This is a genomic window from Veillonella sp. T11011-6 (genome assembly GCF_002959755.1).
Lineage (GTDB): Bacteria > Bacillota > Negativicutes > Veillonellales > Veillonellaceae > Veillonella.
The window spans coordinates 17,701-38,751 of record NZ_PPCW01000005.1 but is presented as its reverse complement, the minus strand read 5'-3'; the positions used below and the strand labels follow the sequence as shown (position 1 = coordinate 38,751).

Annotated in this window: 18 protein-coding genes; 5 read left to right on the top strand and 13 right to left on the bottom strand. The window is 40.3% G+C overall.

From position 1 onward, the window contains the following. Window positions 1–6: 6 nt before the first annotated feature. Together VRHSUH10_RS07560 and VRHSUH10_RS07555 are read right to left on the bottom strand one after the other, a co-directional pair. Window positions 7–2,889 carry an AAA family ATPase gene (locus VRHSUH10_RS07560; protein WP_105090071.1) on the bottom strand — a complete coding sequence of 961 codons (2,883 nt, stop codon included), beginning with the start codon at window positions 2,887–2,889 and terminating at the stop codon, window positions 7–9. Further along, window positions 2,879–4,150 carry a DNA repair exonuclease gene (locus VRHSUH10_RS07555; protein ID WP_105090070.1) on the bottom strand — a complete coding sequence of 424 codons (1,272 nt, stop codon included), beginning with the start codon at window positions 4,148–4,150 and terminating at the stop codon, window positions 2,879–2,881. Before VRHSUH10_RS07555 ends, VRHSUH10_RS07560 begins: the two co-directional genes overlap by 11 nt. A gap of 329 nt (window positions 4,151–4,479) precedes the next feature. Between VRHSUH10_RS07555 and bioB the strand changes: the two genes are divergently transcribed. Continuing rightward, window positions 4,480–5,508: a biotin synthase BioB gene (gene bioB / locus VRHSUH10_RS07550; RefSeq protein WP_105090069.1), complete on the top strand. Its 1,029-nt coding sequence runs from the start codon at window positions 4,480–4,482 to the stop codon at window positions 5,506–5,508. A gap of 118 nt (window positions 5,509–5,626) precedes the next feature. Here the strand turns inward: bioB and VRHSUH10_RS07545 are convergent, their stop codons facing one another. From VRHSUH10_RS07545 to VRHSUH10_RS07515, 7 genes are all read right to left on the bottom strand, one after another. Then, on the bottom strand, window positions 5,627–5,989 hold the full coding sequence (locus VRHSUH10_RS07545; protein ID WP_105090068.1) for a hypothetical protein: 363 nt from the start codon (window positions 5,987–5,989) through the stop codon (window positions 5,627–5,629). Window positions 5,990–6,623: 634 nt separating this feature from the next. Further along, window positions 6,624–8,786 (bottom strand): anaerobic carbon-monoxide dehydrogenase catalytic subunit, encoded by a 2,163-nt coding sequence (gene cooS / locus VRHSUH10_RS07540; protein ID WP_105090067.1) that lies wholly within the window; start codon window positions 8,784–8,786, stop codon window positions 6,624–6,626. A gap of 357 nt (window positions 8,787–9,143) precedes the next feature. Continuing rightward, a complete protein-coding gene (locus tag VRHSUH10_RS07535; RefSeq protein WP_105090066.1) occupies window positions 9,144–10,049 on the bottom strand; it encodes a LysR family transcriptional regulator in 906 nt (301 codons plus the stop codon). Window positions 10,050–10,239: 190 nt separating this feature from the next. Then, window positions 10,240–11,868, bottom strand: coding sequence for a phosphoenolpyruvate carboxykinase (ATP) (locus tag VRHSUH10_RS07530; RefSeq protein WP_105090065.1), 1,629 nt, complete (start codon window positions 11,866–11,868; stop codon window positions 10,240–10,242). A 343-nt stretch (window positions 11,869–12,211) separates the two neighbouring features. Beyond that, the gene (locus VRHSUH10_RS07525) at window positions 12,212–13,852 is read right to left on the bottom strand and encodes a PAS domain-containing protein (protein WP_105090064.1); all 1,641 of its coding nucleotides are present in this window, start codon (window positions 13,850–13,852) and stop codon (window positions 12,212–12,214) included. Between the two features lie 174 nt (window positions 13,853–14,026). Next, window positions 14,027–14,374 carry an energy transducer TonB gene (locus tag VRHSUH10_RS07520; protein ID WP_105090063.1) on the bottom strand — a complete coding sequence of 116 codons (348 nt, stop codon included), beginning with the start codon at window positions 14,372–14,374 and terminating at the stop codon, window positions 14,027–14,029. A 10-nt stretch (window positions 14,375–14,384) separates the two neighbouring features. Next, entirely contained in the window at window positions 14,385–14,762 is a 378-nt protein-coding gene (locus VRHSUH10_RS07515) for an energy transducer TonB (RefSeq protein WP_105090062.1), read from the bottom strand. A gap of 377 nt (window positions 14,763–15,139) precedes the next feature. On the opposite strand from VRHSUH10_RS07515, the gene VRHSUH10_RS07510 reads away from it, so the two are divergent. Genes VRHSUH10_RS07510 through VRHSUH10_RS07495 form a run of 4 tightly spaced genes read left to right on the top strand, consistent with a single transcriptional unit; the run spans window position 15,140 to window position 18,883 of the window. Then, window positions 15,140–16,081 (top strand): metal ABC transporter solute-binding protein, Zn/Mn family, encoded by a 942-nt coding sequence (locus tag VRHSUH10_RS07510; RefSeq protein ID WP_105090061.1) that lies wholly within the window; start codon window positions 15,140–15,142, stop codon window positions 16,079–16,081. An 11-nt stretch (window positions 16,082–16,092) separates the two neighbouring features. Next, a complete protein-coding gene (locus VRHSUH10_RS07505; protein WP_105090060.1) occupies window positions 16,093–16,824 on the top strand; it encodes a metal ABC transporter ATP-binding protein in 732 nt (243 codons plus the stop codon). Beyond that, entirely contained in the window at window positions 16,821–17,786 is a 966-nt protein-coding gene (locus tag VRHSUH10_RS07500) for a metal ABC transporter permease (RefSeq protein ID WP_105090059.1), read from the top strand. Before VRHSUH10_RS07505 ends, VRHSUH10_RS07500 begins: the two co-directional genes overlap by 4 nt. Continuing rightward, on the top strand, window positions 17,783–18,883 hold the full coding sequence (locus VRHSUH10_RS07495) for a metal ABC transporter permease (RefSeq protein ID WP_105090058.1): 1,101 nt from the start codon (window positions 17,783–17,785) through the stop codon (window positions 18,881–18,883). The genes VRHSUH10_RS07500 and VRHSUH10_RS07495 overlap by 4 nt, the downstream gene beginning before the upstream one ends. A 92-nt stretch (window positions 18,884–18,975) precedes the next feature. Here VRHSUH10_RS07495 and VRHSUH10_RS07490 read toward each other — a convergent pair whose 3' ends face one another. The 4 genes from VRHSUH10_RS07490 to VRHSUH10_RS07475 form a co-directional block, all read right to left on the bottom strand. Continuing rightward, window positions 18,976–19,464 (bottom strand): GNAT family N-acetyltransferase, encoded by a 489-nt coding sequence (locus VRHSUH10_RS07490; protein WP_105090057.1) that lies wholly within the window; start codon window positions 19,462–19,464, stop codon window positions 18,976–18,978. 135 nt (window positions 19,465–19,599) lie between these two features. After that, a complete protein-coding gene (locus VRHSUH10_RS07485; RefSeq protein ID WP_105090056.1) occupies window positions 19,600–20,019 on the bottom strand; it encodes a GNAT family N-acetyltransferase in 420 nt (139 codons plus the stop codon). Window positions 20,020–20,106: 87 nt separating this feature from the next. After that, the gene (locus tag VRHSUH10_RS07480) at window positions 20,107–20,571 is read right to left on the bottom strand and encodes a GNAT family N-acetyltransferase (RefSeq protein WP_199176273.1); all 465 of its coding nucleotides are present in this window, start codon (window positions 20,569–20,571) and stop codon (window positions 20,107–20,109) included. Window positions 20,572–20,601: 30 nt separating this feature from the next. After that, entirely contained in the window at window positions 20,602–20,853 is a 252-nt protein-coding gene (locus VRHSUH10_RS07475; protein ID WP_233187100.1) for a hypothetical protein, read from the bottom strand. Between the last annotated feature and the right edge of the window lie 198 nt (window positions 20,854–21,051).

The following is a 21,051-nucleotide window of genomic DNA, read 5'->3' as shown; positions in this document are numbered from 1 at the left end:
CAATGTTTAATTGCGACTCAATTTATGGCAATCAATGCCTGTAATAGATTGAGCCATATCAAATACAGAACGTTGGCACGTGAATAACCAGATTTGTTGGTTCTTTCCGATTTCTGCTAATAATTCTAATGCACTACGTTGACGGTTTTCATCAAAACGCACGAGAATATCGTCTAATATGATTGGCAAGGACTCAACTTGGTAAGAGAATACCTTAGCTAATGCAAGGCGCAATGCCAAGTATACTTGGTCAGCCAAGCCGCTAGACCAGAATTTAAGTTCTAATCGCTCTCCATTGCCATTAACCAATGCTACACCTTCGTTGATACCGAGAACATCAAAGGTATACATACCACCAGTTAACCGTTCTATATAAGAAGATGCAAGTTCTAACATATGAGGCTGTTTCTCTTGCTCGTAAGATTGTTGAGCCTTATCCATACAGTGGCTCATCAACACTTGTGTAGCCCAATCTTCAAGAGCAGATTCTAGTTCATTTTGTAACGCTTCACGCTCTTGAAGCATTTGGTGTTGCTCTTGGTCAGAACCAAGGGCACGCATAGACTCTACAATTTGACCACGGCGCTCATATAAAACTGCCAGCTTATCTTCAATGGATGCTATTTCTCGTTCAGAATGAGCTAACTCATCAAGCCAATTATCCTTATTGCCTTCACGCAAGCGGCGATAGAATAAATCTTTATTCTCCGCATCAGGAGCTAATAAATCTAACTGTACCTGACTTTGCTTGTAAATGGTTTGCCATTGCTTATATTGGTCTTCATCGATAAGATGTTGACGATACTCGTTAGAGCTATCCATGCCAGCCTTATGCAATAGCTCTTGTTGACGAAGTAGCAATTCTTTTTCTTTGCGGTGCCAATTATCGTATTCATTGCGGAAGCTTTTACGTTGTGCTTCCTTTTGTTCCCATACAATTTTATTTTGTTGGAAGTTTTTATATTGATTATAAATACGTTTTAACTCTGTTGGAGATACTGGCGCTTCAACACCAAGGTTATACCACAAGGTCATCGCTTGATCTTCGATAACGCGCAACCCTTCTTTATGCTCAGCTAATCGCTTTTCATAGCCTTCAATGGTGCGCAATTGTTCATGATATTGATCATACTCTTGTTTGAGGCCAAAGAAATCATCTTCGTTAAGACTCTTCGCCGCCCCTTGAGGTAACCAATTCTGCCAAGCTGCAAGGGCTTCATCATAAATAGCTTGTAATGTATGACCTTCTTGAATCCAACGATCAAGATGTGCCGCCCCTTCTATGGATGGAATTGGGCTCACTACAGGTGTTGCGGCCTTAACCAACGCCTCTAGCTGATGTTCTACATCAGATTTACGAGAGGACAAGATTTGTAACTCATAGTTCAGTTTAGATACATCAGAATTACCATTATGGCGTTTCCATGTTGCATACCAGAACAATGCCATCGATAGGATTAACAATATAAAGCCACCGATTGTATATAGGACGGACTCTAATACTAAGAGGCCTGCCAATACAAGTAATACGCCGATCACGGCCGCTACGCCGCTAATGCGTTGTAACCATTTCGGCAAATTACTCGGTTGTGCATCGGGACCATAGCTATCTCGTTTTTCCGTAACTCGATCTATATCCATCAAGATAAGTTCTAATTCACGTTCAAGATGCTCTTTTTTTGCCAAATCCGCTTCACTGTAATTTGGCAAGGATGCTCCGTCAAGGTTAGCTGCTGGCAAATCATCAGATGCCTCAGCAGGCTTACGATCTTGCCAATGCAATAATTGGTCTTTAGCAGTGCGCAAGCGACTTGCTAAGCGCTCACCTTCAAACCAATTCACATCGTCAGCCATCGGCTCATCATCACGCCATGCAGAATGCATAGAACGAGAAAACTCTAATTGTTCTCGTACCTTAAAGATATACGCATCCCCTTCTTCACACTCCCGGCGCAATTGTTCCCACTTGGCACCTTGTTGAATAAGGTCTTCAATATCTTGACCATACGTACCAAATGGACTATCCGGGCTAAAGTTAGCTGGCATCAAGGCCGCTTCCTTTTCCTGCCACAACTGCATATTGTCTCGAGCTCGTTTGATTTCCTCATCGATGCGAAGGAACTCATCACGACTCAAGGCAAGCTCACTATTGTACTGTTGCATATGCATACGCGCTTCTTCGCTACGGCGATACGTATCCCATGCGCGCAATACAACGTCTATACCATCGCGGTATTCCTTCCACTCTTGCAACTGACCTTGTAATTCTACCTCAGTCTGTTCTGTACTGTGAAAGGCTTTTTGCAATTCTACATATTGCGTTTCATGTTCGGCTAAATGGCTTAACTTTTGACGATTTTCTTTGAGCTCATCCATCAACACATTGATGCGCCGTTTACCATTGGAGGAAGCTACTAATAGATCAGTAGCGCCTTTTTCCACATCTTTTACGACCGAACCTAAATGCTCGCCCCCTTCAGCGCCGAAGAAACGAGACCGAACCTCTACCTCTTGTAGAACATCGAGGCCTTGCAAATCATCAAGGGTCAATGCAAAAATTCGATTATATGTTTTTTTATCAATACCATGCCACCAGTGTTGAGCTGGCTCCTCATGAATGGCTGGATTTCCAGGACTGTAAAAGTCTAGTTGTTTACCCTTACGACCAATGTAGTAGCTTTCACCATTACGCTCTACATCGAGGGCACCCGTCATAGGCCCATAAGCCTTATGAGTACCGCCAAATAGAAGTGTGCGCATCCCTTCAAGCAAGGAGGTTTTGCCACTTTCATTAGGTCCATACATGAGCTGAACACCATGATTTCCCGTAGTGAAAGACCAGTCGCGATACGGGCCAAATTCATCAAATCGTATGCGTTTAATGTTCATCGTTAGCCCCCATCAATACAGTAACACCTTCAATTTCACAGCGCTTCAAGGCGCGAAGCAATAATTCATCACTCAATAAATCAGCATATACACCTAAGCGTTTAAACTCAGGTCGTTCTGCCAAAATTTGACGTACCGTCTGTACCGCATTGCCATCAACCATATCATCATAGGCGCGCAAATAATCCCCTACCACATCGGATAACAATCTACGTTCAGCCAAATTAATGCTAGGTCGCGTATTGCACATCATGCGATACGGCATAACAAATATAGACTTACTTTTCTCTTCACTTTGGGACTCTTGCAACCATAATTTGCGCACACCTTCTTGTGTACATAAACGATGCAATGGACCTGTACCTACGAGAACAATGGAAAGCAAGATATTTTTCTTATGTTGCTTACGCAGATTCTCTTTTTTATGGCGTAAAATTTCTAAGAATTCTGCTTCCGTTTTCATGCCTGCAATATCAATTTTGATTTCTTCAAAACGGATTGCACTTGTTTCAATGAAACGAGGTTCACAATGACCATTATGAGATACAGAGACGAGATAGCACCCCTTAGGGCCTATTTCCTTGCGGTGTAAACCTTGAGGATTACCGGAATAAACAACAAGAGGTTCCTCGCTAAGAACTTGAGATTTGTGAATATGTCCTAACGCCCAATAGTCCATAGCCGCCTCTGCTAGATCAGTTAAACTGCACGGGCCGGTCACATTATGGTTTTCAGAGCCTACACTAGAACCGACTGTGCCGTGCATGACAGCCAAAGAAAACTCATCTCGTTCAAAGGCGCGGTATTGGCGCGCATAATTGTCGCTTTCATTACCATGGCCACAGCTAATACCGTAAACGCCACCAATTTCTATATTGTTAACAATTAATGGGAAACGTTGTACTTGTTCACTAGAGAATACATGCACATTATCTGGCATTTGCAGTTGCGCCTTCCAGCTTTCAGCAGGGTCATGATTACCTTGCACCATATATACTGCAATGCGATGTTCCGCCAAGCGATACATAGCGCGCACAAATCGCACCTGTGCCTCTAAATTATGATCTTCGCTATTATAAATATCACCAGCTATGACAACCGCATGAACATGCTCATCAATAGCAGTGTCAATAATTGTATCAAAGGCTACATAGGTAGATTCGCTCACGGCACGATCAACGGCGCGGCTAATACCTGTAGCATATTGGAAGGGTGCCCCTAAATGCAGGTCACCACAGTGTATAAATCGAAATGGCTGCATCTATATCCACTCCTTATATTAGTACTTTTATTATAGTTATATATAGTAATTACAATACTCTATTATACTACAAAACCCTAAAGATTACTTAAAAATAACTATCAATTAAAACCTTAACATAGATTTAACACCTTAATATAGATAGTAAAATATAGCCTCTAAAATTAGTTGTAAGTCATATAATTCCTCTGTATTAAAAGCGCTCTAAAAACTACATAAATATTTTTGTTAACTCAAAAATACATTAAGTTGACAATTTATGCACTAACGTTTACAATCAAATTGTCAATATTTTATATTTTTATTAAGTTAACAATTAGGAGGCTATTATGGCTTTGCCTACAGATCAACAACCATCCCAGGTGGGAACATACGAAAAAATCCTTACCATAGCAAATCGTATTATGCATGGTGGTGAAATTACAAAAGAAGAAGCAATTGAGTTAATTCATACATCTGATGATGATACGATGATTCTACTCGCTATGGCAGATAAAATTCGTCAGCATTTCAATGACAACTCCGTAGATGTATGCGCCATTGTAAATGCACGATCTGGCAAATGTCCTGAAAACTGTAAATTCTGTGCTCAATCTGCACATCACGAAACAGGCGTTCAAGTATATCCGTTCATGGATGATGAAAGCATCCTCGATGCGGCTCGCAAAGCTAAAGAGGCAGGCGCTATTCGCTTCTCCATCGTAACAAGTGGTCGTAATACTAATAACCCAAACGAATTCAATCAAATCATTCGCGTATTAGGCCGCATTAAAGATGAAGTAGGCCTCGAAATTTGCTGTTCTCTTGGTTTGTTAACTTATGAACAAGCTCTCAAATTGAAAGAAGTAGGTGTAACTCGATACCACTCCAATATCGAAACAGCACCTAGTCACTTCCCAGATATTTGTACAACCCATTCCTACGATGATAAAATGTCTACCATCGACAACGCTCAAAAAGCAGGCATTCGCGTTTGCTCCGGCGGCATCCTTGGTCTTAACGAAACATTAGAACAACGCGTAGAAATGGCATTCGAGCTTAAACGCTTGCATATTGACTCTGTACCACTCAACATTTTAAACCCTGTTAAAGGTACTCCATTCGAAAGCAATAAAGCGTTACGTCCATTAGATATTTTACGTACCTTCGCTGTATTCCGTTTCATCTTGCCAAACGCATTGATTCGTACAGCTGGCGGTCGTGAAGTCAATCTTCGTGACTTACAAGCCTATGCTTTAAAAGGCGGCCTTAACGGCATCATGGTTGGTGGCTACTTAACAACTGGCGGTCGTTCTCCACAAGACGATCTCCAAATGATTCAAGACTTGGAATTAAGTCGCAACTCAGCCCAAGTTTAAATTGCCGTATATACCATTCTCCATTGAGAATGTTGTATATAAAAAATATTCCTAAGATTTATAAATTTTTTACACATATAAAAAAGAACCATCTAGTTTGCTGTGCTAGATGGTTCTTTTATTGCCATAATAAATTATAAATGGCTTGACCATTTGTATTGCCTTCAATAGGTTCAGGGTTTTCATTGAACTCTACATTTTCATAGGGTGTACCGTCAGCCATGTATGCATCTACCTTTAATGTTTCCATGGTACGGTTATATCTACTTATATACACTTTATATCGCAATTCGTCGCCACCCAGTTCATTGACCCGCAGCCACAAAAGCGCATCATAATCACTTTTTTGAACACTGTCGTTGTCAATAAATAATTGGTTTCCTGATGCATCTGGTCCAACATAGTACCAGTCCGTTGCGTTAGCAGTCCCCCCTATACTGAGTAGCCACAAAAGGGACAATATGGTAAATATTTTCCTCATATGACTGCTCCTCTCATGCTATAGAGCTGTATACTTTATAAAACTCTAATAGCCATTAAACCTTTATAAAATATACAACTTCTCCTTTATATATAATACCAAAATTACCCCGTATTTATCAACAATAATTAAACTTAATTATTATCTTTTTTAGAATTTCAAGAAATTAAAAGAAATTTCTTAAAAAACTTCATTTTTGACTCATTTATTGTTCTTATAATGACAATGTCAAATGATAAATAGAGGTAACAATTCCCTGGTTACCATACGTGTATTTATCTCCCGACAAGTATTACTAACCCCAAACCTACTACTTGTTTAAATACATGGTTCATTTGATATTAATACTAACACTCCCCTTACATGAAAAAAGGACTCCAGTTGGAGTCCTTTTTTCGTTGTCAAAACATTCCTATATTCAACACCTGCATATAGTTTCTAATTTTATTTACTATGTCCCATTTCATAATCCATAGAATATTAATATTACTAGTATAAATCAGCTTTCAAATACAATAGAAACCACCAGTTTTAAATCGACAAAAAGAAAACCCTCAAAGACTTAGCTACATTAGTAATTAAGCCTTTGAGGGTATTATTATGTACAAAATGTACTATTTAATTCGACTGTAGTTTATTTTACTTCAGCCCAACCTAAAGCAGCACGTTTAGCATCAATATCTGCTAAGATTTTTTCAGCTACTTTAGCAGGATCTGTATTTACATACATAACAGAACCTAAGATGTCTTTAGTGTCTTCTTTAAGCCATTTTGTAACAGCATCAGAGCCTTGTGTAGGTGGCTCAACACAGTGGTAAGAGTTGATACCCATCAAACGGAAGCCAAGGGATGCATCAATACCTTTTTCGTTGGACCATTCAGGGCTAGACATTGCAAATGGCATTTGCGGTAAGTTAAGACCTAATTCACCAGCAATACCAGCAAAGATACCGGAGGAACGTGCATTATCTACACATTCGCCAACATGCCATACTGGTGGTTGATCATCGCCCAAGAATTCTTGCAATGCAGGGCTACATTTTTTAATAGCATCTGTATTACAGTAACCAAGTTTCATCAATGGGAAGGATGCACAACCATTTGTTAAGATGATACAGCCATTTTTGATAAGTGTATCAACGATATCTACAGTTGCTTTTTCGTAGATAACGCGTGGGTTGGAACAACCTACTACGTTAACGATACCACGAACTTTACCAGATTTTAAAGCCTCTGCCAATGGTTTAAAGGAACCATAATGTTTAACAGTGGATTCTGGAGAGAAACCAACTTCTGCAGTGATTTCATATGGCGGAATGAATACAGGCATACCTTTGCGCAATTCATGAGCTTCAAGAGCGCGATCCAAGATTTTGCGCGCCAATTCTTTTGTTTCAGACAAGTTAGTGTGGTGATGGTCGTAACCGATGTGTTCTGCACCTGGTAAACGAGCTGCATCAGATGTAGTGATAACTTTTGTGTTGAAGCAACGTGCTACGTCCATGATAGCAGGGTATACGTCTTGAACGTCAGCTACCCAGCAGTCAAGAGCGCCTGTACCAAGTACAAGTTCAGCACCGATAGCATTACACAATGGAATAACATTTTCATAACGGTACATGCTGGACAAACCAGAGCAGCAGATGCCGTAGAATTGGATACCTTTAGCACCGATAGCTTTTGCTTTTTCTAAGTACTCTTCAGAAGCACCAATTTTACAAATTTGGGATACTAATGTTGGCAAGTGACCATGAACAGCGATGTTAACATAACCTTTTTTCAAAGCACCGATGTTAACTTTGGATGTACGACGACCACCAAGACCGAACAATGCGTCTGTTGCGATGTCTGCTGCTACTACGCCAGTGAATGTGAAAGCAAGACCACAACGCAAGAATTGTTTCATATTGCTTTCCCAATCGCCATCTGTACCTACGCATGTACGATGATATGCATCAAAAGCCTCATTGTACGCGGAAATAGGCAAGATATCCAAGTTTTTCCAAACTTCGCGACGTTCAGCTGGAGCCAACGCTGTAATAGTTTTATATTCGCCAGGCAATGCACGGCTCAAATCTTCTAATAGAACATCTGCCAAGTCATTTGCCACTTCTTTTAAGGAACGGCCTTCTTCAGGGATGTTGAAAGCTTTACATACAGTACGAATTTTTTCTTCGCCCATAATTGGAATATCCAATTGGTCATTAGCAGCAGCTTTCAAAGAAATCAAAATTTCACGAGCATGCGCACCATGTTGAGTCAAACCACCTGCTGCAGCACGTGTCATATTACGAGCTACGATAAGGTCAGCATCGGCACCGCAGACACCGCGAGGGCTCTTAGGTGTAATTTTACATGGACCCATGAAACAAATACGGCAACATACACCGGCAATACCGAATGTACATTGTGGTTGTTGTTTATCAAAACGGTCAAATACTGTATCGCAACCAATTTGCTCCATGCGAAGAATCATTTCGCGTACAGCAGGATCTGGTGTTTGTTCGATAACATCTTGTTTTGTAGGCCATGTTTTACGGTACTCTGCAACGGCTTTCATGTAATCGTTTACGCCATGTTCATGAGGTACCCCTGGTTCGTGAGTGTGTGGCACCCATTTATCCGTAGGCAACGCTTTGCCATGACTATGGTCATGGTCATGATGGTGATCATGGTCGTGATCGTGATGGTGACCGCCACAATGGCAATGGTCATGGTCATGATGATGTTCATGATCATGATGATGTTCGCCATGGCTATGGTCATGGGTGTTTTTGTTTTCCGCATCTTTACTCATAATAATCCTCCTAGGGGCCTACGTAGGCCAACCAATACTAATAAGAAAACATATTCTTTCTTAATTCCACCTCAACGATGGGTTTTAAATCCTATCTTCTAAATATGTTTTAAACTACTTTTAGTATATTTTCTGAAAGGACATTTGTCAATCAAATTTTGTGATTTTTTTGCCCCATAAACACCTACAAACCACGGTAAATAATATATTTATATTATTCGATACTTTCAGATTCTTTTCATAAAACCAAAAGAGGTTAATTCCCTTATAATCAAGGAATTAACCTCTTTTATCTATAAATTTGATTATATATATGTTTAAACCACTTATATTAATGTATATTTTATCATGCATAAATTATAAAAATTGTTGCATAATCTGTGCTACTTCAGCTAGATGGAATCGCTTAGCTCTATCCGATCGTGCAACCAACACTAACTGACGGAAACACAATTTCGATGCAAGGGGATAAAACTTAACCTTATCATCATCGCCCTTACTATTTAATGTGCTTGGCAAGAATGTAATACCATAATCATCCTCTACCAAGGATCTACAAGTATCCAGGTTTTCAGAACCAATAACCGCTTTAGGTACAAAGGACTCAGCCTGACACAAACGATTTACCAAGGTCCGCAACTTAAGACCTTCACGTAGCAAAATAAACGGAAAGGCTCCAAACGGTGCTATTTCATGTATTCCATTCGGTGACATAAGCGAATCTGCAATGGCTATGGCCTTTTTATTCTCCACACTAATGGCTAATAGAATTTGCTCGTCTAATACAGGATAGCTTTCAAGAGCTTGAGAATAAATCGGCGTCGGAAATAGTCCTACATCTACTAAACCATCGCAAATTTGTTGTTCCAAAAAATGTGATTCCCCTTCTACTACATGGAATTCCCAAGAAGGTTCAATTTGTTGAAAACTCTTCAATGTTTTTCCTAGCATATGATGGCCATAAAATTGAGACAACCCAATCCGCACATGATAAGCTGCATCAGATCCTTGATTAATGATAGACTGCGTTAAAGCCTCTACCTTTCCTACTAAGGGCATTCCCTCTTTAGCAATCTGTAATGCTGCCGCCGTTGGTACAACCTTTGTACGATCTCGAGCAAATAAAGGCACCCCTAACTCAGCTTCGATACGACGAATACTTTGACTCAATGCAGGCTGAGAAATATATAGTTTTTTAGATGCCTTTGAAAACGATGCCATCTCGACGATGGTACTTATATATTTAATATCCTTTATATCCATAGAAACACCTTATAACAAAACATTATTATTTAATTATAACTATTTATTACCAAAATACAAGATATAATGTCCATTAATTACAAGATAATACATCGGTTCTAGAATTATAAGAATTATATAAAAAGCCCTCCATACGGAGGGCCTTTAATTTGAGCATTTAATTCACTTTTGTTTGGGTGTTTAGCTCACCTTACATTAATGTTTTAAGTACATCCAATACTTCTTGTGGCAATTCGTTTTTATGACCGATGAGTTTTTCTACATAGTCATAGCGGAATTCGAACGCTTTGTGTAGTTGGTGATGGTATTCACGCACTTGGAATGGAGGTTCAAAACCAGGAACCTCTACATAGGAGAGATTTTCGTATTTGTAGAATGGTTTGAAATCCAAAGTGCCTTCTACCAAACGTTCTAACAAATCAAGAGTCACTTCTTTAGGAATTTTATTTTCCAAGAAGAAGCCTGTGTTCATGATGTAACATTGTACGCCACATTCAGAGAACAACTTTTTGTAGCTTTCATAGTCACGAACCAATGGATATGTACGGAATGGGTTCGCATATGGTTCAATAACAAGGGCGTTTGGATCAACATGAGCATCGAGCTTTTCTGCTGTAGAACGGCGTGTTGCAAGTGTTGCGCCCATTGTAGATGCCAATACAGGATCGTTAATTTTGAGGATTGGTGGCAATGTTTTATCTTTCATTAGCCATACAATTGCATTAACTGGTTGATCTACATAGTTTACACGGTTATCTGTCCAGAATTGAGACTTGATAGCACGACCGTTATTGTTACGTATATCTTCAGCTAATACAACCTTGCGGCCCTCTTCATCCATTGTTACACCTACGTTTTGTAGTGTTAACAAGAATTCGTTAGCAGGATGTTCTACAGGGTAATCTTGCATTTTATCGAAGTATGTAGGTTCTAGTGCAATGGAGCTCAAGTCGTTTGTATTGATAATATACGCATCGTCATGCAAGATAGAAATATCATAACGACCATCATGTTTTTCATGAGTCAATGTAGACTTACCGGATCCGGACAAGCCAAATACACCGATTGTGTAGCTTTTACCATTTTCAAGGTTGTAACGTTTCATACCACCGTGACATGCCACATAGCCGAGGCGATTTGCCAAGGACCATGCCAATGTTAGGGTACCTTTTTTATGCTCGCCGAAGTAGCGCATGCCAAGAATCATAGCACAGTTATGAGCTGGATCAAAGATAGCAAGACCACCCGGATGACCTGGTACCACATAGTCAGGATCAGAATAAATATAGATGTCGCCTTCTGGAATTTCTACACTGTCATTGTAGAACTCTTTTACAGCTGCATCAAAGAACTTGAAGTTCATAATCCAAGAATACAAGATAGATGCGTGATCTTTTGGAATCATCAAATGCGCACGAGCTGTGAATTTTTTATCAAGGCCTACGATAGTTTCAGCAGAAATCCACTCTTTACCACGGCTATCATATACGGCATCACGGGCAATGTTAGCGAGTTCTACTTCGTCGATACCTTCATCGCCAATGATACGACGAGCTTTTGCATAACGACCTGTAGTTTTGCCGTCGTTTGTAACAAGTACCTTTGCATCTACAGGTAAACCTTGTTCCACCGGTTTATACACAGGCATATCGAGGACGATAACACCAGGTTCTTCAGTGGCAAATTGATACGCTTGTGCCACAGATGTTACAGGAGTTACATTGTTTCCATAAAATGCAGTTTCAATAGTACTGCGCATCTTAGAAAATAATGGGTTTGTTTTAATTTCACTTTGCTTCCAAACGCGTCTTGTCGACATAGTATCCAGATCCTCACCTTTAATATATACGTAATTTCTCTTGTAAAAGTAGTTTTAGATAAGAAAATACTGCATCCGCAAATACTTTCATTATTATCTATTTTACCCTTTTCAGATAAATTTGTATACACAAAGCAGATGAAATATAAGAAATTAATGTATGCTTATTATGAATTAGTGCAACACATTTTATATAAATAGTTTTGATATCTATATCTATTTTATTGATTTTACCCCAGTAAAAATCAGTGTAAAAAAGTATGCTGAATATATAACAGCTAATCAAAAAATAAAATGAGGCTAGGTCATAGGACCTAGCCATTTATTCTAAAAAAGCAAATATTTATTTTCTAGCTTTATTAATGAAGGCATCAATTTTACCAACAAGATCATCTACATTAAAATCACCACGTTCGGCAATCATCTTGATCGTTGCCACTTTTGCCATCACTTTCACCATCGGTGTTTTCAATTTCTCAAATTTAGGATTTAAGGAAATCAAATAATCTACAACCTCAGGACTTTGTTTAATTAAATTAGACAATGTAGTCTTTGCATCGATATGGAAACGACCATCTGCATCGGTAGTGAGTGGTTCTTCATCTACTTCTTCTGCAGCCTCTTGAGCTAAAGATTTATCAGTATCGTTACCTTTACTAGTACTATCTCCTGCATTCCCTACAAAATCTCTCTTATCCCACGTCAATAGTGTGCGAGAACCTTCCAGTTCGCGTATATGAGTGCAGTCTTGCATCATTTCTAAGACACCGCGGAATTTACCATGTTCATCACGTACTGCAGTGTAAATAACATAGATAAACAATCCCGGTTTATTGATCCAGAATTCAGCTTGACTTTGCTCACCTGAACGGAACTTCTCAACGATTTCTTCTACAACGTGAACAGACTTCGCAGGGTGACAGTTCTTTACCTCACGGCCAATAACATTGGCACTGCGAGGGAATATACGATGTGGTGTATCGCTGTAGAACTTAACAAGTTCGTTTTCATCTACATAAGACAAATCTACAGGAAGATGACGGAATAATAGATTGATTTGTTCTAGAGTCAATTTGCCTGTGGCTACGTCGAGGACTGTATCCTTGCCAACTTGCCCTCCACCTACAGGACCTACATATTTAGACAATAATCCAGCTAAATCATTTAGGAACTCATTAGATACAGCACCATTTTGACTAGCAGTATTTCCATTTAATTGAGCTGCTGAATCGTTGATGCCTGCCACCACATACAAACCTGGCGGATTGATGATTGCATAACCAATTTCATGATCGTTTTTGCTCATGCGCACAAATTCTTCATCGCTTAGTAATTTAAAGGATGTTGGCAATAAAACCTCTAACTCTTTAGAATTCAAATCGCGCAATTTCGCCAACGTTTCAGGAACGGATGCTAAAAATTCTTCGTATTTATCTTCTCGAAGCAATGCATACGACGCAGAGATGGCATCACGCACGCCATCATCAAAGGTCCACATGATACGTGTAGGGCGATCAAATCCATGTTCTTCAAGCATTGGATATAATTGATTTTGCTTGCGGGATAGATGAATACGCCATTGCGCTAAGGAATCAAATACACCGAGCCAAGGATTCTTGATGAACTTCTCTTGTTTCAACAATTCATCAACTTCAAGAGCTACCTTTTCAACGGCATTGATTTCTTCCAAATAGGCCCATAATGGATGATTTTCAGGGTACTCATTCTCAGCACGCACTAATACGCCATCAAATAAGTTCAATAGATCATCCATCTTATCTAGGATTTCCTCATCCTTATATACACCTTTCAAACTTTGCTCTGCATAAGCAAACTCATCAGGCGTGCAAGTGCCTAACTTCTCTTTTAGAATACGGTTACCCTCTTCTAAGGATAATTTGCCGTCTAAATAATCCTCTTTAATAGATACAATAATTCTGTACCGTTCGTTATTAATGTCTAGCTTTTGCTTTAATGGATTCATATGCTTATACCTCCATGGGTCACATCCTATTACTATATGCAATATATTATTGCTATGGATAATTTATTTTTATTATACCATTTTGAAAGTAATTTTCAGTTGCCATAGATACATATTTAGATATATTTGAAAGATTCTAAAAAAAGCGCCCATACTAAGTATGAGCGCCTTTGATTAGTTTCTAAAATCAATATATTCAGTTTTAGAAGATGCTACAGGATTACCATTGGAGTCTGTAGCCGGGTTGAAACGCCATGTGGAGATTTTCTCAACAAGAGCCTCATCAAGAGCAGTAACCCCACTAGATTTTACAACCTCTACGTCCCCTACAGAGCCATCTTCATTGATGGTAAAACGCACATCTGCACTTTGAATCGAATCGCCATAACCAGCAATATTAATTTGATCTACAGATGGTGTAGATATCGCTACAGGCAATTGAAATGGAGCCGCCAACACAGTGGCTGCCATACTCGTTGCAAACAATGCGCTTAATACAGTACAACGCAACACTTTATTCATCACATTCTCCTTATTTAGCTGTTACAGCTTGTTTAGGTAGAGTAATTGTCATCCCAATAATAGATTCATGAGCCTTTTGGTCTACGCCGATAGCAGGTGTAAATTTCCATTGTAGAATGGCTTTCTTCACTGCTTCATCAATTGGAGCATAGCCAGAGGAACGTTCTACGAATACGTTTTTAACGTTACCTTTTTTATCAATTAAGAAGCGTACGCGCATATTAGGCGCTACTGTAGCTGTTTGAGGAATCTCAGGCAACTCAGGTTTTACAATTTCCACTTCGCGCGGAGATTCTAAGAACTTAGCCGCATCAGCTGTATAGTTACCTAATACGCCAAAGGATGCAACAAGTAAAGCCGCCGCAGTGAATCGGAATAATTTATTCATAATATGCCTCCTTATTTATTGTAAGTCTATGAATAATATCATACTAAATAAAGATGAATATTTAAAGAACATTTTCTTATTGATAAATTTTCTCATTTATGATATATTAAGTTCAAGATAACTGTTCGGACTTACATATCAGGTAGATATGACAAAAATAACACAAAGGAGGTTCATCATGAGACGTAGAAAGCGTATTCAAATGAAGGTCATGATGGTACTTGGTATCGTTGCCCTCGTTGGACCGAACCATTTACAAGCTCTCATCCACTAAATGATCGTGACCTTAGCAGAAGACCGTATAACTGCCAATAGCCGCTACGTTAGTAGCGGCTATTTTTCTGTTTAAATTTAATATCTATAAAAGGAGGTTTATTATGAAGTTCAACCGAATCGTATTAGTCGTCGTATCATTAGCACTTATGTTGTTCGCATTAGCAGGCTGTGGAAAAGATGCCGTCCAAGACAATCAAAAAAAATTAAATGTTGTAGCTACTACTACAATGTTAACGGATTTAGTAAAAGAAATTGGCGGTGACCATGTATCCGTCCAAGGACTCATGGGCCCTGGCGTAGACCCTCACCTTTATCAAGCGAGCGCTGGCGATGTAACAACTATGTCTAAGGCAGATGTTGTAGTGTACAACGGCATTCACTTAGAAGGTAAAATGGGTTCCATTTTCGACAATTTAACAAAACAAAATAAAGCTACCATCCGCGTATCTGATGCCATTGATCCAGCCACTCTACTCGACTTTGACGAAGAAGATGGGGTAAAAACAAAAGATCCTCACATTTGGTTCGATGTAGCTAACTGGAAACTAGCTGCCAAAGCTGTATATGAAGGTCTTGCGAAAGCAGATCCAGCTCATAAAGAAGATTTCAAAAAACGATATGATGCATATCTTACAAAATTAGATGAAACTGATGCGTATATCAAAGCACAAGCAGAATCAATTCCTAAAGAATCCCGCGTACTTGTAACAGCTCACGACGCCTTCCAATACTTTGCTCGCGCTTATGGCTTTGAAGTAAAAGGTTTGCAAGGTGTTAGTACTGCTACAGAAGCAGGCACACAAGATGTGAATGAACTTGTTCAATTCATCGTGGATCACAAGATTAAAGCTATTTTCGTAGAATCTTCCGTACCACATAAAACAATTGAAGCCGTTCAAGAAGCAGCGAAGGCTAAAGGCTGGAATGTTGCCATCGGCGGCGAATTATACTCTGACTCCCTCGGCTCTGAAGGCACTGAAGGCGGCACATATATCGGCATGGTAAAAGCCAATATCGATACAATTGTTAAAGCACTTAAATAAAGGAGGTCTCCATGGAATGGGCCGTTGAAGTTGAAGATATGACCGTAGCCTATACGACAAAACCCGTATTATGGGACGTAGATATGAAGGTACCCATCGGTTCCTTAGCGGCCATCGTCGGTCCTAATGGGGCCGGTAAATCTACATTATTAAAGGCCATATTAGGCCTATTAACAGTTATCTCAGGTAGTGTTAAGTTTTATATCGACCACCACTTAGCGATGGACAAAAAGGATTACAAGAAAATTGCCTATGTCCCGCAAAGCGGCAGCGTAGACTGGGACTTTCCTACTACCGTATTAGACGTTGTACTTATGGGCCGTTATGGTCATCTAGGTTGGTTCAAACGACCAAGTAAAAAGGATAAGGAGCTCGCCCTCTCCATGATTGAAAAAATGGGCATGAGCGACTATGTAAACAGGCAAATCCGTCAACTTTCAGGGGGCCAACAACAGCGTGTATTCCTCGCGAGAGCCCTTGTACAAGAGGCAGATATTTACCTCATGGACGAGCCCTTCAAGGGCGTCGATAAAACGACGGAGCATGCTATTATCTCCCTTTTACAAGAAATGAAAGCGCGGGGCAAAACGGTCATCGTCGTTCACCATGATTTAAATACGGTGCCTCAGTATTTCGACTGGGTAACGATGGTCAATAAGCAAACCGTTGCTTACGGGCCTGTGGCAGAGACCTTTACAGACGAAGCCATCGAGCGCACCTACGGCAAGGGGAGGATTGTATGACTATACTCCAATCCTACACGACGCAGATGGTATTGCTCGGCACAGCGCTCTTAGGCCTTGCCAGTGGTATTGCAGGCACCTTTGCAGTACTGCGCAAGGAAAGCCTCATTGGTGATGGCCTCTCCCACGCGGCACTACCTGGTGTAGTCATCGCGTTCTTGCTGACCGGCATAAAAGACATTGAAGTACTGATTATAGGTGCCGCCCTGTCCTCTATCACTGCGGCATGGCTCATTACCATCACCGTAGAAAACAGTAAAATCAAATTCGATGGCGCTTTAGCTACTATACTATCTGCTTTCTTTGGTCTTGGTATGGTGCTGCTCACCTACCTTCAAAGCCTAAACAATGCAGGTCAGGCGGGACTTTCAAAATTTATATTTGGACAGGCCGCCACCATATTAGCCCGCGATGTGTACATTACATCGGCAGCAGCGCTCATCATTATCGTTTTAACAGCCTTATTTTGGAAAGAGCTAAAGCTCATTTCCTTTGACGTAGAATACGCTAAAACATTGCAAATTCCCGTCACCTTTACACTCATTTTATATCGGTCATTATTAATTATGACCATCATCATCGGTATCCAATCGGTAGGCGCCATCTTGATAAGCTCCCTTCTCATCGCCCCTGCCGTAGGGGCAAGGCAGTGGACTAACAAGCTTGGAACTATGTGCACCTTAGCCGGTCTATTCGGGATGGTATCCGCTATAGGCGGTACCATTTGGAGTACAACAGTACAAAAACTACCTACAGGGCCTGCGATCATCGTCATTCTGTCGGTTATCGTACTGTTAAGCCTCATATTTGCACCTAATAGAGGCATCTTGTGGCAATATCGTAGAAACAAACAATCAAAACAAGCTTTACTATCAGAAACCGCAAAGATAAGTCCTGCAGATTTACAACAAAAGATATATAGAGCAGAGGGTGCACAGCCTCGCATAGGAGGTGCCCCATGACAGTACAGACAGAGATTTTACTCATCGCCATTGCAGTCTCCATCGCGTGCGCTATCCCTGGTGTATTCCTCGTGCTGCGCCGCATGTCCATGATGGCCGACGCCATTACGCACACCGTCTTCCTCGGCATCGTGCTCGCTTTCTTCGTGACCGAAGACTTAAACTCACCCTTACTTCTAGTAGGGGCCACCTTAGTCGGCGTAGGAACGGTATGGCTTACAGAGATGATTCATAACACAGGCCTCGTCAACGAAGACGCGTCCATCGGTATCATCTTCCCGCTCCTCTTCTCCATTGCCATCATCCTCGTCAGTCTCTATAGCGGCAACGCACACCTTGACGTAGATACGGCACTTCTCGGGGAAATCGCGTTCGCCCCGTTCGACAGATGGATTCTAAACGGTACCGACTTAGGTCCTGTATCACTATGGATTTCCCTTGGAGTAGCGGTCATCAACCTCGTATTAGTTATGCTCTTCTACAAGGAATTGCAGCTATCTACCTTCGATCCACTATTAGCAGGGCTTTTCGGCTTCATGCCTGCCCTCATCCACTACGTGCTCATGACCATGGTGTCCCTCACCGTAGTGGCCTCCTTCCAAGCAGTAGGCGCCATCCTCGTTATCGGACTCATGATCGGACCTGCAGTTATCGCTTATTTATGGACGGACTCTGTGAAAGCCATGCTCACTAGCAGTATCATTATCGGCATTATCTGTGCCGTCATCGGTACGGAAGTCGCTTTTACCATAGACGTATCCATTGCAGGCGCTATCGCAACGACGATTGGTCTCGCTTTATTAATTGCCGTTATTGGCACGCCAAAGACGGGCTATATCGCAACCTATCTTCGCCAACGCCACTTGCGTCGTCACTATCGAGAAACGATGATGCTCTGCCACATCTACACCCATATGAATACACCTGTGGCGGCCATTGAAAATGGTATCGGTACCATTCACGAACACCTGAACTGGAAACCAGACTATACACACCAAGCCGCATCACATCTTAAGAAACAAGGCTTGCTGTATGTAACAAATGGGTACTATATGCTGACCGATAAAGGCGTGGCACAAGTAAAAGAAATTATTTAAATACAATACCAATACTTTTCCCAACAAAAAGAAACTGAAATCAATGCTAATCTGCAAGATTTCAGCTTCTTCTTTTATATTTAATTATATGGCTAGAACACAACGCGCATTTGATACCATTTAGCGCCACCGTGATCAGACTCTGATTCGCCTTCATTTACAAAACCAAACTTGGCATAATAAGGAATCTTTTCTTCCTTACAGGTTAGAATTACGCCCTTTCGTTTTTCCTCTCTCGCAAGGTCGATAAACGCCTCAATTAACTTACCACCTACACCGCAATTGCGATACTCTGGCATTGTATTTAGGCCAAAAATCATCTGCCATGCGCCGTTAGGATTATGTAATGAAGCATCGCCGAACATCTCGTCCGTTAAGATTTCATCATCAGATACGAAACCATCGATAAATCCAATTGGTGTATCGCCGTCAAAGGCAATCAAAAACTGGCCTGCATAATAATCTAATCGCTCCTTAAAAGCCTCACGAGGCGCCGCTTCAGCAGGAGGAAAACAAGTTGCTTCTATACGTGTCACTAACTCTAAATCAGCGGTTGTCGCTTTTCGTATTAATATATCCATATCTTTCTCCATCATATCTACATATCGGTTTTAGTATATACCGTTTATAACACAAAGGCTACACGTAACTCTATGTACGTGTAGCCTTTTATTAACAATTTGACCCGTTACTTGCTATACAGGTTATTCGACCTATCATCTTTTCGTATATTTCGGCACATTCCGATACTGCATTGGCAAGGAATCGTCTTTAATGTTAAAGCCATGCTTCTCGTAAAATGGTGCATTCTTGCTTTCACCAATCATAACATTAATGTACAAGTAAGACTTGTAAACGTCTTTCACCATTTCTAGCAAATGACCAGCAATACCGCAGCCATGATAATCAGGATGAACTAGCACATAATTGATGAAGCATACTAGCTCGCTATCATCCATGACACGAATAAGACCGACTAAACGATCGCCATCCCAAGCACTAATCACACGAGACGAATTCATAAGAGCCTTATGTAGACGGTCTGGATATTTACCCACTACCCAACGTACAGATAAGAATAAATCCGCTACCTGTTGAGATGTAAAACTCTTTTCTTCAGTATATGTAATCGCCATAAAAGCTCCTCCAATGAATCCCAAGATAGCGCTATCAAATAAATGGTATCTACTATTTAAATAGACTATAAGACCAAATAGTCTCTATCAATCGAGTTCCTTGCTCATATAGATAACATCGTCCATAGGGTTATGATAATACGGCTCGCATTCAACAAAGCCATGTTTCTTATACAAATGGATTGCTGCTTGCAATGGTTCAATTGTATCTAGCACCATTTCTTTATATCCAGAGGCCTTAGCGTGGTCCATGATACTTTCAATCAGACGATCACCGAGAGCATGACCACGACCTTCGGGACGCACATAGAGGCGTTTCATTTCACAACGAGTATCGCTATGCTGATAATACGCCACCATGCCGAGCACCACCTTATTATCATCGATAGCCACCAATAATTCACCATTTGGCGCCGTATATTTCTCTGCTATATCGGCTAATTCCTTATCTAAATTCTGAAAAGACAAATCGCGACCAAGCCACTTCGTATACTCTTGAATTAGCTCTTTTACTTGATCTAAATACGGTTTGCCATCAATTATATGAATCATATATACTCCAACGGATATAATACTCTACAATTATTGTTTCCCATGTGGCTTATGGTGAAAGATTTCTTTTACAAGTCCCTCACCAACAACATTGCTACCTTCCATGATAAGGAACTCAGTACCTGCTCGTAAAGCAGAATAATCTGTATCTTCATTTACTGGCAACGCATTGGTGCGTATTGGTTTATCAAAGGTGACATCTTCACCATCAATAAAGTTTACACCTAACATCTCTTCAGAGCCCTTTATAACAAGATGAGGGCAGTACTTTCCATTATTCAAATTCGGTGGAGTTCTCCTCTTCTTACTAAAAAAAGTAACTATACAGCAAATAGTAAAATCTAAATCGCTCATATTAGACCTCATCGATTACATATAATAATTTGTTAAATAAGAGTTATATTAGAAATACTATTATTCCTTTCCAATATCTAAAACTCTTATCTACTTTATTTCAAGATTCTAGAAAACAATAGAAAT